14 protein-coding genes are annotated in these 13306 nt (G+C 39.5%); 1 reads left to right on the forward strand and 13 read right to left on the reverse strand.

Going from position 1 to position 13306, the window contains the following annotated elements; all coding sequences use genetic code 11:
• Nucleotides 1–38 precede the first annotated feature (38 nt).
• Nucleotides 39–2030, forward strand: coding sequence for a site-specific recombinase (locus tag KH943_RS02695; protein WP_304107328.1), 1992 nt, complete (start codon nucleotides 39–41; stop codon nucleotides 2028–2030).
• Nucleotides 2031–2063: 33 nt separating this feature from the next.
• Here the strand turns inward: KH943_RS02695 and argE are convergent, their stop codons facing one another.
• The 13 genes from argE to KH943_RS02760 form a co-directional block, all read right to left on the reverse strand.
• A complete protein-coding gene (argE, locus tag KH943_RS02700; protein WP_304107331.1) occupies nucleotides 2064–3197 on the reverse strand; it encodes an acetylornithine deacetylase in 1134 nt (377 codons plus the stop codon).
• On the reverse strand, nucleotides 3184–3981 hold the full coding sequence (locus KH943_RS02705; protein ID WP_304107296.1) for a DUF998 domain-containing protein: 798 nt from the start codon (nucleotides 3979–3981) through the stop codon (nucleotides 3184–3186). The genes argE and KH943_RS02705 overlap by 14 nt, the downstream gene beginning before the upstream one ends.
• A gap of 14 nt (nucleotides 3982–3995) precedes the next feature.
• A complete protein-coding gene (locus KH943_RS02710; protein WP_304107299.1) occupies nucleotides 3996–5390 on the reverse strand; it encodes a basic amino acid/polyamine antiporter in 1395 nt (464 codons plus the stop codon).
• Nucleotides 5391–5574: 184 nt separating this feature from the next.
• Nucleotides 5575–6033: a peptidoglycan-associated lipoprotein Pal gene (pal, locus tag KH943_RS02715; RefSeq protein ID WP_304107302.1), complete on the reverse strand. Its 459-nt coding sequence runs from the start codon at nucleotides 6031–6033 to the stop codon at nucleotides 5575–5577.
• Between the two features lie 22 nt (nucleotides 6034–6055).
• Nucleotides 6056–7336 (reverse strand): Tol-Pal system beta propeller repeat protein TolB, encoded by a 1281-nt coding sequence (tolB, locus tag KH943_RS02720; protein ID WP_304107304.1) that lies wholly within the window; start codon nucleotides 7334–7336, stop codon nucleotides 6056–6058.
• 17 nt (nucleotides 7337–7353) lie between these two features.
• Nucleotides 7354–8649 carry a cell envelope integrity protein TolA gene (tolA, locus tag KH943_RS02725; protein WP_304107308.1) on the reverse strand — a complete coding sequence of 432 codons (1296 nt, stop codon included), beginning with the start codon at nucleotides 8647–8649 and terminating at the stop codon, nucleotides 7354–7356.
• Nucleotides 8650–8665: 16 nt separating this feature from the next.
• A complete protein-coding gene (tolR, locus tag KH943_RS02730) occupies nucleotides 8666–9103 on the reverse strand; it encodes a colicin uptake protein TolR (RefSeq protein WP_288319365.1) in 438 nt (145 codons plus the stop codon).
• Nucleotides 9104–9204: 101 nt separating this feature from the next.
• Nucleotides 9205–9891, reverse strand: coding sequence for a protein TolQ (gene tolQ / locus KH943_RS02735; protein WP_111426825.1), 687 nt, complete (start codon nucleotides 9889–9891; stop codon nucleotides 9205–9207).
• A 25-nt stretch (nucleotides 9892–9916) separates the two neighbouring features.
• Nucleotides 9917–10309: a tol-pal system-associated acyl-CoA thioesterase gene (gene ybgC, locus KH943_RS02740; protein ID WP_304107315.1), complete on the reverse strand. Its 393-nt coding sequence runs from the start codon at nucleotides 10307–10309 to the stop codon at nucleotides 9917–9919.
• A 143-nt stretch (nucleotides 10310–10452) separates the two neighbouring features.
• Entirely contained in the window at nucleotides 10453–10740 is a 288-nt protein-coding gene (locus tag KH943_RS02745; protein ID WP_304107317.1) for a cyd operon YbgE family protein, read from the reverse strand.
• Nucleotides 10741–10743: 3 nt separating this feature from the next.
• Nucleotides 10744–10842: a cytochrome bd oxidase small subunit, CydX/CbdX family gene (locus tag KH943_RS02750; RefSeq protein WP_078208107.1), complete on the reverse strand. Its 99-nt coding sequence runs from the start codon at nucleotides 10840–10842 to the stop codon at nucleotides 10744–10746.
• Nucleotides 10843–10851: 9 nt separating this feature from the next.
• A complete protein-coding gene (gene cydB, locus KH943_RS02755) occupies nucleotides 10852–11988 on the reverse strand; it encodes a cytochrome d ubiquinol oxidase subunit II (RefSeq protein WP_304107322.1) in 1137 nt (378 codons plus the stop codon).
• 10 nt (nucleotides 11989–11998) lie between these two features.
• Nucleotides 11999–13306: cytochrome ubiquinol oxidase subunit I (locus tag KH943_RS02760; protein WP_304107325.1), on the reverse strand; the 1308-nt coding region annotated here is incomplete at its 5' end.

Genomic DNA, 13306 nt, shown 5'->3' on the forward strand with positions numbered 1-13306 from the left:
CAGCCTCTTTGGGGCGGTGCATTAAATATCCCAAAGGGATGTGCTTATGCTTAACTATTACCTACGGAGGAGGTAGTTTGAAGAAAAAAAGCTATTTATCCGAACAACAATTTATCCAATTTATCGAACAAAAACTGGCAGAAGGTAATATTTTTGAGCTGTTAAAAGGATTCTGTCACTGGATTCGTTGTGAAGAGCAACGCGAAGATCAGCTTAAATTTTTAATCAAAATCTTAAAGAAAAATAAAACCCTTACACAAAATCTGGCTTCGCAACTTTGTCGCTGGTTATGCAGTATGCGACTTTACCCGCTGTTGATCTCGAATGGAATTTTAAGTCGTGATGGTTTTAGACGTGAATTTCGCTCACGCCTTTATGAGAAATTCAATCCTTCTGTGCCAGATGTGAAAGATCTCCGTGATATTTTCTTTTTGCTGTTTAATGATAAAAACGATGTTGGATGGCTCAACAGTGTGCCATTACACTATTGGGGAAGCATTTTCAAATTGTTGAATCGTTATGCCAGTGAGGCTGAGCGTGAGCGAGTGGATGCCCATTTGCGGGCAGAAGGTCTGTTTGCGATCAAAATGCTCTCAATTTGGATTGCAGCGGAAGAGATGCAGCCTGAATTGATGCGACTAGATCCAAGTTTAATTGAGGCGGATAGCCCTTTTGTTGCTTTGCAAAAAGAGGTAACGCAATGGATTGATGCACGCCGACGCAATGAGCTGTTTGATGATGGGCATTTGCAAGTGATGTTTGCCCAAAGTAAGGCATTAATAGACCGCTTGAAGAAAAAGGGAGCGGCGATGGGCTCTTCAATGGAAGTAGCTTATTTGCTTGAACGTTTGGAACAGACGCTAGATCGCCTTGCGATGTTGATGGAAGTGTTTGCTTCTAATCGCTTTTTACCGCGTCGTATTTTGCTTTTGACGAGAAATTTAGCCATCGCTTCTGCGAATAAACACAGTGTCTCTGCCCTTTGGAAGCAAAGTGTAAGTATGCTTTCACGTAGCATTACCCAAAACACCAGCGACCACGGTGAGCACTATATTACTCGTAATAAGAGTGAATATCTTTCGATGTTTTATTCAGCTGCAGGCGGAGGTGTATTGATTGCTTTGATGGCGTTGTTCAAAATTTATTTGGGTAGCGTGATTGACGATAAAGTTCTTAAGGGGATTGTAGAAGGGCTAAATTACGGCATTGGCTTTACCCTGATTTTTATGTTGCACCTCACGGTCGCAACCAAGCAGCCTGCGATGACAGCTGCCCGATTTGCCGACTTCGTTGGGAAAAATCCACAAGGGCGAGCTGTAAATATGAAGCTTGCTCAATTGCTGATCGATGTATTCCGCTCGCAAAGTATTGCAGTTATCGGGAATGTGGCGGTTGCGATTGGGATTGCTTCACTCGTGGCTTATGGTTACCAATATTTTGAAGGTAAGCCATTGCTCGTTCAGGCTCAAATAGCTTACCAATTACATAGTATCGATCCGCTTGGAGAAACACTTTGGTTCGCTGCAATTGCGGGTGTTTGGCTTTTCTGTGCAGGTTTGATTTCAGGATATATTGATAACCGTTGTAACTACCTCAATCTACGAGTGCGATTGCAGCATCACCCACTTCTTGTGAAAATAATGAGTGAACATAAGCGGTCAGTTTTTGCTAATTATATGCATAACAACTATGGCTCGATTGTGGGTAATCTTACCTTTGGAATGCTACTCGGCTTAACCAGCGTGGTGGGCTATTTGCTCAATCTCCCTCTTGATATTCGCCACATAGCCTTCTCTTCGGCAAATGTCGGTTATGTGGTAACGAGCGGTAATTTAAGCTGGGCGATTTTCTGGCAAAGCATTGGTTTTGTGTTGTTGATTGGCGTGGTTAATCTTGCAGTCAGTTTCTCGCTTACACTTTCATTGGCACTTCGCTCGTTAGGTGCAACGGTTGATAGCTGGAAAAACATCGCCAAATGCATATGGCAAATCCTCAAACAAAAACCGCTTAGTTTGATTTTGCCAGTATAGAAAATGTAGGGCTTATTTAGCTCGCCCTAAAAATCAAAAGCAAAAATGCTGAATTAACTTCGTCAATAGTTCTCTTGTTGGCTCAATAAACTTCGTTTCTAAAAATTCATCGGGTTGGTGAGCTTGTTCAATCGAACCAGGACCAAGCACTAGCGTTGGGCAGAGTTGCTGGATATAAGGTGCTTCGGTGCAATAGTTCGCCGACTCACATTTTTCGCCCAACAATTTTTCCACTACTTGCACAATTTGAGCAGAATGCTCGCATTCATAGCCTGGGATGCCACTGTGCAGCTGGCGAATTTCGATTAAATCGCCATATTTTTCCAGCATCGGAGCGAGATTTTCTAGCATCAAATGATGTAAATCTTCCATCGCTAAACCTGGGAGCGGGCGCATATCCAATTGCAATTCACAGCAAGCACAAATACGGTTAATTGCATCGCCTCCGTGAATGTTACCAAAATTCATTGTTGGATAAGGCACTTTAAAGAAATCGTTGCGGAATTTGGTTTTTAGTTCATTACGCATCGCGATTAAGTGACTTGTGGCTTCGTGCATTAATTCAATTGCATTGATACCACGTTCTGGATCGCTTGAATGCCCACTTCTGCCCGTGATACGAATTGCCTCGCCCATATGCCCTTTGTGTGCTCGAATTGGCTTAAGTGAAGTTGGCTCGCCAATAATGGCACATTCTGGACGAATATGGCTATATTGTGCAAAGGTTCTTGCTCCAATCATTGTCGTTTCTTCATCGGCTGTGGCTAAAATGCGGATCGGTTTTTTCACTTGATTTAAATCCAGTTGGCTTACTACATCCACAATGAAAGCAAAAAAGCCTTTCATATCTGCTGTGCCTAAGCCGTAAAATTTCCCTTCTTTTTCAGTAAGATTAAATGGATTAAACGTCCATTTTCCCTCATCAAAAGGGACTGTGTCGGTGTGCCCTGCTAGTAATAAGCCACCTTCGCCTTCGCCATAAGTTGCCAATAAATTGTATTTATCTCGGCTATTTTCAACCGCTAAAATCTCGGTGTGAAAGCCTAAATCATTGAGCCAGTTTGCCAATAATTCAATCAGCGGTTTGTTCGACTGATCTTCAAATGCTTCAAGGCTTGAAATAGTCGGGATGGCAATCAGTTGTGAATAGCGATCAATAAATTTCATCATCTTTTTCCTCTTGTTGGCGATAGCTTATGATATTTCTTATGACGGCAAAACCCGCAATTATTTCCCAAATCATTATGGTATAAAGGCTGATACGCTCTAATATTGGTGAAAATAACGTTGGATAAACCATTGTAATACTTACGCAAATCAACCCAATAAAACCAAACCAGAGACTCGATTTCTTAAGGCGTGGCGTAAGGGTTTTGTCTAAATCTAGCCCCATAAAAAGCAACATTAAGTTACCGATAATAATGGTGAGGCTTAAGCCGAAATTTTGTAAACTACCCTCTGAATAGCGACCGCTTGTAATCTCGGATACTAATGCTGTACCGATAGCAAAAAGCAGTGCGAGCAAAAGCTCAATCAGCCAGAGGCGTTTGTGCGAAATCGGATAAAGGCAAATTAAATAGAACGGCACGACGATGTAGCTTTGGTAGCTAAACAGTATTCTCATAATATGCGGTAAGTTGGAAAGCGAGTTTTCTTTACCATCAATCACGCTTCCAATTGGGAAAAAAAGTTCTAATGTTGAATGATGAAAATAAGTGGTGATGGAACGTTCACTAAATAGAATCGCAACGTGTTCACCAAAAAGATAAAATACTCCCGCATAAGCCATTAATCCACCGAAAATAACGGTTAAAATCACCGCCATTTTCTTAAAGCAAGGATGCATTAAATAGGGATAAACCGCTATCGCAAAAGAGCCACTTTTAAAGTAGTGGCGAGTATTTTGAGAAATCGAAACCAAGAAATTAAAGATTAGGGTGAGATATTTCATCTTATAAAAGCGTACTACAAAAAGGCATAAATAGAGCCAATGGATAAAAGAATGGTACAACCAAGAGCAACCGTTTCATTACGTGAAAGATCAAATTTACCTGTTTTCTGATAACGTGTGTAGAAAAAGAGAATTGCCCCAGGTGTGTATAAAATTACCGAAAAGAGCAAATACTCCATTCCAGCAGCGTAAACTAACCAGAAACCGTAAAGAGTTGCAATCATTCCTGTTAGCTTGATATACCAAACAGCCCCAATTTTAAATGCGAGACGAAGTAAATAAGTGCCGACTAAAAAATAAGGCACTAGAATCATTGTGGTTGTTAACTGAATGAGCACATCATACCCTTTGCTGGTAAAAAAAACGAGCACTAAGATAATTTGAATAACGATGTTAGTAAACCAGAGCGAGCTAATTGGCGTGTCGTTTTCATTCTTTTGATTTAAAAAATGTGGGAATACTTGTGTTTTAGACGCTTGATACATCACTTCTGCCGAAAACATTGTCCAGCTCATATAAGATGCAAGTACAGATACAATTAAGCAAAAAGTAATCAAAATTTTACCGCTTGTGCCGATCATATGCTCCATAATGCCTGTCATTGAAGGATTCGGCATAGCAGCAATCACTTCACGTGGCAAAATACCGAGTGAAAGTGCAGTAATTGCTACATAAAGAACCAGGGCGATTAAAATGCCGAGGATAGTCGCAATGCCCACATCGTTTTTCTTTTTCGCGTGAGCGGAAAGAACCGTTGCACCTTCCACGCCAACAAAAACCCAAAGAGTAATGAGCATTGTGCTTTTGATTTGATCTAATAGTGACATTTGCAAACGTTCGCCGTGGAAATCTTGCATAAATTGAGTAGGCGAGAAAAAGATTATGGCTAATACAATAAAAACAATTAACGGAAGTACTTTAACGATCGTTGCAATCAGGTTCACATAGGCGGCCTCTTTTACGCCCTTTGCGATCAAAATATGGATCAACCACACCACTAAAGAGGCAGATAAAATCGACATCAGCGAAGTACCATCGCCAAAGATGGTGACTTGTTCACTATCAAAGAAGAGACCAAAGCCACTAAATGCCACCACAAGATAACTTACGCTGCCAATAGAAGTACAGAGCCAGTAGCCCCATGCCGCAAGTCCGCCGATAAAATCGCCAAAGCCTTCTCGTGCATAGGTATAAATACCGCCATCTAAATCAGGACGCAATCGGGAGAGGAAGAAAAAAGAAAGCCCAAGGAAAAGAATCCCTAAACCCGTGATAGCCCAACCTGTGAGCAAAGCTTCCGCACTTGCAACTGCAGCCATATTTTGTGGTAGGCTAAAAATACCCGAACCAATCATTGAACTCAGCACTAGTGCAGTAAGTGATACTAACCCGATTTTGCTTTTTGACATAAAATGCCCTTTTATTTATTTCGTTAATTATTCAAAAAATTTGCATAATTTATCATGAAAAGCGGAAATCATCTAATTAAAAGGAAAGGTTTTGGACGAATAGAAAGACCAATTACAGATAAAAATAAAGCCCTGATAAACAGGGCTTTATTTTTAATAAACTAAGTTTCTAAAAAAGTAGAAATTAGTATTCTAATTCTGCACGACGGTTTTTCGCGTAGTCAGCTTCAGTGTGACCTAAAACTGCTGGTTTTTCTTCACCGTAAGATACAGTTGCAACATTTGAAGCACCTTGTTGTGCTAAGTAGTTTTGTACAGCGTTTGCACGACGTTGACCTAACGCAATGTTGTACTCTGGAGTACCACGTTCATCAGTGTGACCAGCAACAGTTACATTTTTGTTTGTTGCTTTTAATAATTCAGCGTGAGCATCTAAGATTTTTTGATCTTCAGCACGAATAGTGTATTTATCAAAATCAAAGTACACTGTGTTGTAACGGTGTTGTAAATCTTCTGCAGACATTCCACCGAATTGAGCTACATTGTCATTCGCATTTGCGGCTGCGTTATCTGAAGATGAGCTACATGCAGCTAATACGAAAGCTGGTGCCGCTACCATTAAAACTTTAGCTAGTTTTTTCATTTTATTTACTCCTAAGAGAAGATTATTGTTTAGTTAAATACGGTGACCAAGCAGGGAATTTATATTGCCCTCCTGCACCTGGCAGATTTGCTTTAAAACGACCGTCTGCGGACACCAATTGTAGCACTTTACTCGTACCTTTGGTAGAGCTGTAGATAACCATAATGCCGTTTGGTGAAATACTTGGACTTTCATCTAAAAACGTTGAACTTAAGACTTCCGTGCCACCCGAAGTGAGATCACGTTTTACCACTTTATCTCCAGCAATCATGATTAAATTCTTGCCATCGGCTGATGATTTAGGATTATAAGAAACTCCTCCTCCTATATTACTTACACCACCACCTGATGCACTCATTTGATAAACTTGTGGTGAACCTGAGCGGTCTGAAGTGAAGTAAATTGTACTACCATCATGAGACCAACTTGGTTCAGTATTGTTTCCTGCATTTGCAGTTAATTTGCTAGGCGTACCACCGCCAGCGCCAACAACATAAATATTCAACTCACCATCTTGGTTAGAGGCAAACGCAATTTTTGAGCCATCTGGTGAGAATGCGGGTGCTCCATTATGTCCTTTTAATGCTGCTACAACACGGCGATTACCCGAATAAAGATCATGAATAACAACTTGTGCTTTTTTATTTTCAAAAGTTACATAGGCTAATTTACTGCCATCTGGCGCCCATTCTGGCGACATTAACGGTTCTTTACTTCTAACGACAGTAAAAGCATTGAAGCCATCATAATCAGAAACCCGTAACTCGTATGATGATACACCACGTTGCACTACATATGCAATTTTTGTTCTAAATGCACCACGAATTTGCGTGATTTTTTCAAAAATTAAATCACTTACAGTATGAGCCCCTTGGCGCATCTGAGCTACTGGTACATTAAATGCGCCTTGATCTAATACAGCAGCAGGTGAGCTTAAAGCATCGACCAATTGATAAGCCACATTATAGCCACCATTAACAGGAGTAACTTGTCCAACCACGACCATATCTACGCCAATATCAGTCCATTGTTGTGAAACAACCTCACTTGCAGAACCTGGTTGAGCAGGTAATTTGGCTCGATCAATAGGAGAGAATTTACCACTGTTGCGTAAATCATCTGCAATAATTTGCCCTACGTCCTCGTTAGCACTACCTTTAAAAGGGACAACAGCAATTGGCTGAGCTATACTTACACCTTCATCAACCGAAATCACAACATCTGATTCAGCTTTAGTGATATTCGTACTACATAAGAATGTAAACACGCTTATTATACTCGCTAAATGCGGTTTAAACTTCATTTTTTAACCTCTAGGTATTATAAAACTTTTAATCCAAATTTGATGATCGGCGATTTATAAGTGTTATAAGTTGGATCATCTTTTGCTCTTGGTACACTTTGTGCACGAGTAATAGCTGCTACAGCTGCCCGACAAATATCTGGTGGACCAGAAATGACTTCGTGGCTTGAAATGTGTCCATCTCGTTCAATATTGATTTTCACACGGCATTCACGACCACTAAAGCTTGGATCAACTTGATACTCGCGTGATAATTTTTGTTTAATTAAACGTTCATAACCACGGTCTGCCGTACCTTGTCCTTCGCCGAGTCCTTTACTGTTACCATTACCCGCAAGACCTGCTGAATTTTTATTTCCACCTTTCGTTGCTGAGCCACCACCAATATCTCCACCTGATAAGAAATCATCTAGTGCTTTATTATTTTTGGCTCTTGCTGCGGCAGCTTTTGCTTCTGCATCTGCTTTAGCCTTAGCATCAGCTGCTGCTTTGGCTTTCGCTTCTGCAGCAGCTTTTTCTGCATTCACTTTTGCTTCTTTTTCAGCCTTCTCTTTAGCCTCTTTCTCAGCTTTTACCTTCGCTTCTGCTGCGGCTTTTTCTTTGGCTTCTTTTTCGGCTTTTAGTTTCGCTTCTTGAGCAGCTTTTTCCTTAGCTTCTTGTGCTTTTTTCTGCTCTTCTAATTTCTTCTGCTGCTCTGCTTTTTGAAGGGCTTCTTTTGTTTTACGCTCTTCTTCAGCTTGTTTTGCTGCTGCTTCTAAACGTTTTGCCTCAGCTTCCGCTTTTAGACGAGCTGCTTCGGCTGCTTTTTTACGTGTTGCCTCTTCTTCTTTCTGTTTCTCGAGCTGTTCTTGTTTTAACTGCTCTTGGAGTTGCTGTTCTTTTTTCAACTGTTCTTGCTTGATTTGCTCTTGTCGTTTTTGCTCTTCTTGTTTTTGCTGAGCTAACAATTGAGCCTGACGTTGTTCTTCTAAAGCCTTTTCTCGCTCCTGTTTTTCAGCAAGTTCGGCTTTAGCTTGTTTAACTTCTTCAGCAACCTCTTCTTTTACATCTTCGACAGGTTTTGTCTCTTCCACAGGTTTAGGTTGAGCATTCCCTTTTCTATCTGATTGTAATCGACTATATTCTGCAGCTACCTGCCCCGTATCGACCATTACCGCTTCAAACTCTTCACCATCTCCACCATTACCGCCTGCAGCAGGAGGTAATGTGATATTTGTAAACAAAGAGCCTAATAGAAGCAATCCAATTAAAAGGGCATGCAATAGTAGGGAGAGAATGATTGCAAATTCAAGTCTATCGTTTTGAGATCTCACACGTTATCCTTGATGATTATTGACCTTGAGTCATTAAGCCTGCTTTTTCAATACCTGCTTCTTTTAATAATACAATACCTTTAATCACTTCTTCATAAGGCACGCTTGCATCACCTGCAACTAAAAAAAGCGTATTTTCATCTTTTTTAAATTCTTCACCAGCAAATGAAATCACTTCTTGATCGCTGAGTTCTTCGCCATTACTACCAGTAACAAAGTTGCCACCAACTTTTAATTTATATAAACCGACACCTGCCACTTGTAAAATCACAGGGGTTTTATCTTCATTGGACACAGATTGGCTATGTTTATCTTCTGGTAAATTAACTTCTACGCTTTGGCTAATCACTGGTGCTGTTGCCATAAAAATAAGTAAAAGCACAAGTAAGACATCCAAGAACGGTACAATGTTAATTTCAGATTTAATGTCCTTACGTTTACGACGGTAAGACATACTTCCTCTTTTTAAATTCTGGTTATCACTAACATTTTGCGATAAGCGGTCATATTTTTATCGCGCTTTGCAAAATATTTAACAAAAACGACTACTTATTTTCATTTATTTTTAGAGAATGCTTGACGATGTAAAATCGTTGTAAACTCATCAATAAAGTTTGCGTAGTTTTGTTCTAATTTATTCGCACGTAAGCTTAAACGGTTATAAGCCATTACTGCTGGAATTGCCGCAAACAAACCAATTGCAGTTGCAATTAACGCTTCGGCAATACCTGGTGCAACCGATTGAAGGCTAGCTTGTTTTACCGCACTTAATCCCATAAATGAGTGCATAATCCCCCACACAGTACCAAATAAACCAATGTATGGGCTAATAGAACCAACAGTACCTAAGAATGGAATATAGCTTTCGAGCGTTTCCACTTCACGGTTTAATGCGAGGTTCATTGCTCGGCTTGTTCCTTGAATATTTGCAGCTGGCACATCTGGGCTTACTTGTTGCAAACGGGTAAATTCTTTAAATCCAACATAGAAAATTTGTTCTGAGCCGCTTAATTTATCACGACGATTTTCTAATCCTTCGTGTAAACGGTTTAAATCTTCGCCAGACCAAAATTTATTTTCAAAAGCGAGAGAGCCTTTTGCAGCATTCGTTAAATAACGACTACGTTGAATAATCACTGCCCAAGATAATACTGAGAAAGTGATAAGAATAAGCATAACGATCTTAACGACGATACTTGCTTGTGCAAATAACGAAATTAAGTCAAAGCTAGTTTCTTGCATTGAAAACTCCAATAATGATAATGAATTAGTGAGATGAAACCATTGCATCCCGAATATTTTTCGGTATTGCAATCGGCTTCATTTTAAGTAAATCGACGCTTGCTACACTGACTATTGCGTGGCTTAGACAAGCTTGATCACGCCAAAGTTTCTGTTCAAAAATAATGCTTGCTTTCTTTATTTCTTTAATTTCTGTTTCAACTGAAAGCAAATCATCTAGGCGTCCAGGCATTTTGTAGTCTATTTCTAATTTCTTCACAACAAAAGCAATATTTTTCGATAACAATGATTGTTGAGAAAAGCCTTTATTGCGTAAAAATTCAGTTCTTGCTCGTTCAAAAAAACAGACATAGCTTGCGTGATAAACCACGCCACCTGCGTCTGTATCTTCATAATAAACTCGAATAGGAAAATGCATATACCATCCTATTTTGTGTTCTTTCGTAAACGTCCATTTTTTAGACGATTTTGGTTGTCTATTTTATTCAGTTAAAAATGCTAGTGCAATAGTTTTTGCAATTTATTTTTATGTAAAAATAAAAGCTCACTTCTTTTTATGATTTAACTCAAAAAAAGGATGCAAAGTGAAGGAATAACAATCGCATAACCCATTAAAGGCAGAAAAACCAATTGCCAAATTTTACTACGGATTTCAAAGCCAATGCCATGAATCCATAAAATTCCCATGCCATAAAAGGCTAATAATGCAAAGTAAGGAATTTTTCCGCCAAAATAGATCCCGAAAGCGGTCGATTTTAATAAAATCATTGCAAATAGATCGCTTGCGAGAAGAAAAGAAAGGGCTTTTAGCAAGCCCTTTGAAGTTAAGTGATATAACAAATGAATCATAGATTATTCGTCAAATTTACCTGTTTTCTCAATCTTTGTTGTAATAAATACCGCAAAGTAAATTGCGAGAAACATACCAAAAAACCAAGTTAAATAAAACATAATTGCTCCTTAGTATGCTGTAGCGTGATTGTCTTCAATAAATTTTGCATCAAGACGACCAAACATTTTGATGTAAGACCAAATAGTATAGAACAATATGATTGGTACAAAGAAGCACGCTGCATAGAACATAATGGTTAAGGTGTTAAGGCTTGCAGTTGAATCCCAAACAGTTAAGCTCATTTCTGGGTGAGAAATTGAAGGCATAATGAATGGGAACATTGATACTGCCGCAGTTAAAATTACACCGATTTGCATTAAAGATGATGCAAAGAATGCAGTACCTGAACGGTTTGCTTTAGAAGCTACGATGGTTAATAACGCACCGATTACCGCGATTGCAGGTACAATCCAAAGCACTGGCATTTCAGCATAGTTTTTAAACCAAGCAGATGTTTCAACCGCTACAGTTTTGTTGCTTAATGCAGAAACTGCATTGTGATCTAATTGGCTTGTGATCACGAAACCTTCTTTGAAGTATAACCAAACACCAGCTAATACAAATGCGACTAATGTTACGGTTGCTGCAAATTGTGATACGCCACGTACACGGTTGCGTAATTCAGCCGTGGTTTTCATTTGTAACCAAGTTGCCCCTTGGGTGGTTAGCATAAATAAGCTCACTACACCACATAATAATGCGAATGGATTTAATAAGCCTAAGAATGTACCTGTGTAAGTCACTTGATTGATGTTGTTAAACTCAAATGGTAAGCCTTGCAATAAGTTACCGAACGCTACACCGAAAATTAGTGAAGGTACGAAACCACCGATGAATAACGCCCAATCCCAAGCATTACGCCATTTTGGTGAATCAATTTTCGCACGGTATTCAAAACCAACAGGACGGAAGAATAATGCTGATAGCACCAAAATCATCGCTAAGAAGAAACTGGAAAATGAGGTTGCATAAACAGTTGGCCACGCAGCGAAGATTGCACCACCACCTGTTAATAACCAAACTTGGTTACCATCCCAGTGTGGGGCAATTGAGTTGATCATCACACGGCGTTCTGTGTTGCTTTTACCCACAACAGGTAAAAGGGTTAATACGCCCATATCGAAACCATCTGTAATCGCAAAACCGATTAACAATACAGCAATTAAGATCCACCAAATAAAGCGGAGAACTTCATAATCTAACATTGCCTACTCCTTATTTCGCAGATTGCTCAAAGTAGTATTTGCCTGTTTTTAATGCACTTGGACCTAGACGACCATATTTGAACATTAAATACATTTCTACTACTAAGAAGATTGTATATAAACCACATAATAAACCAATTGCAGTCCATAATTCAGCCACAGTTAAGTGAGAAGCTGAAATACCTGTTGGTAACACTTCATAAACTGCCCAAGGCTGACGTGCAAACTCAGCTAAGAACCAACCAGCTTCAATTGCAATCCATGGTAATGGCATAGACCATAATACCGCTTTAAGTAACAATTTGTTTTTGCCCACGGTGCCACGGAAGTTAAAGAAGAATGCTAAGCCAATGATTAAAGACATTAGCATACCAGAGCCAACCATCACGCGGAATGCCCAGAAGTTAGGTCCTACGTTTGGAATAGTTGCATCAGCAGCTTTAATGATTTGCTCTTCTGTTGCAGTGGCAACGTTATCGCCTACATATTGTTTTAATAATAAGCCGAAGCCAAGGTCTTTTTGAACCGCTTGGAATGCTGCTTTTTCTTCTTCTGTATAGTTACCAGAACGAAGTTTTTCTAATAAAACAACCGCTGTAGCACCGTTACGTACACGCTCAACGTTTTCTTTACGAATATCATTTAAACCTTTGATTTCAGTATCTAAAGAACGTGTTGCAACTAAACCGCCAAGGTATGGGATTTGAATTGCAAAGTCATTTTGACGAGCTTCAGAGTTTGGAATTGCAATCGCATTAAATGCTGCTGGCGCTGGGTGAGTTTCCCATTCAGCTTCCATTGCTGCCAATTTCACTGGTTGTGCTTTACCAATTTCATAACCAGATTCATCACCCATTAATAATACGGAAAGAATCGCGAATAAACCAAAACTTGCACCTACAGAGAATGAGCGTTTAGCAAATCCTAAGTCACGACCTTTTAATATATAATAAGCACTGATACTTAATACAAAGATCGCACCACAGGTATAGCCTGCAGTTACTGTATGTAAGAATTTACTTTGAGTCACTGGGTTTAAAAGAAGATCAGTAAAACTGGTCATTTCCATACGCATTGTTTCAAAGTTAAATTCTGAACCTACAGGGTTTTGCATCCAACCGTTAGCCACTAAGATCCACATTGCAGAGAAGTTAGAACCAAATGCCACACAATATGTCGCTAATAAGTGTTTTTTCTTAGAAAGACGATCCCAACCAAAGAAGAATAGACCTACAAAAGTAGATTCTAAGAAGAACGCCATTAAACCTTCTAATGCTAAAGGTGCACCGAAGATATCGCCCACATAGTGAGAGTAATA

It is taken from the genome of Haemophilus parahaemolyticus (assembly GCF_018373095.1).
Classification (GTDB): Bacteria; Pseudomonadota; Gammaproteobacteria; order Enterobacterales; family Pasteurellaceae; genus Haemophilus_A; species Haemophilus_A parahaemolyticus_A.

What these genes read in the sequence shown, in the direction of transcription:
- KH943_RS02695 (WP_304107328.1), top strand. Translation starts at nt 39, where the DNA reads ATGTGCTTATGCTTAACTATTACCTACGGAGGAGGTAGTTTGAAGAAA.
- argE (WP_304107331.1), bottom strand. Translation starts at nt 3,197, where the DNA reads ATGAAATTTATTGATCGCTATTCACAACTGATTGCCATCCCGACTATT.
- KH943_RS02705 (WP_304107296.1), bottom strand. Translation starts at nt 3,981, where the DNA reads ATGAAATATCTCACCCTAATCTTTAATTTCTTGGTTTCGATTTCTCAA.
- KH943_RS02710 (WP_304107299.1), bottom strand. Translation starts at nt 5,390, where the DNA reads ATGTCAAAAAGCAAAATCGGGTTAGTATCACTTACTGCACTAGTGCTG.
- pal (WP_304107302.1), bottom strand. Translation starts at nt 6,033, where the DNA reads ATGAAAAAACTAGCTAAAGTTTTAATGGTAGCGGCACCAGCTTTCGTA.
- tolB (WP_304107304.1), bottom strand. Translation starts at nt 7,336, where the DNA reads ATGAAGTTTAAACCGCATTTAGCGAGTATAATAAGCGTGTTTACATTC.
- tolR (WP_288319365.1), bottom strand. Translation starts at nt 9,103, where the DNA reads ATGTCTTACCGTCGTAAACGTAAGGACATTAAATCTGAAATTAACATT.
- tolQ (WP_111426825.1), bottom strand. Translation starts at nt 9,891, where the DNA reads ATGCAAGAAACTAGCTTTGACTTAATTTCGTTATTTGCACAAGCAAGT.
- ybgC (WP_304107315.1), bottom strand. Translation starts at nt 10,309, where the DNA reads ATGCATTTTCCTATTCGAGTTTATTATGAAGATACAGACGCAGGTGGC.
- KH943_RS02745 (WP_304107317.1), bottom strand. Translation starts at nt 10,740, where the DNA reads ATGATTCATTTGTTATATCACTTAACTTCAAAGGGCTTGCTAAAAGCC.
- KH943_RS02750 (WP_078208107.1), bottom strand. Translation starts at nt 10,842, where the DNA reads ATGTTTTATTTAACTTGGTTTTTTGGTATGTTTCTCGCAATTTACTTT.
- cydB (WP_304107322.1), bottom strand. Translation starts at nt 11,988, where the DNA reads ATGTTAGATTATGAAGTTCTCCGCTTTATTTGGTGGATCTTAATTGCT.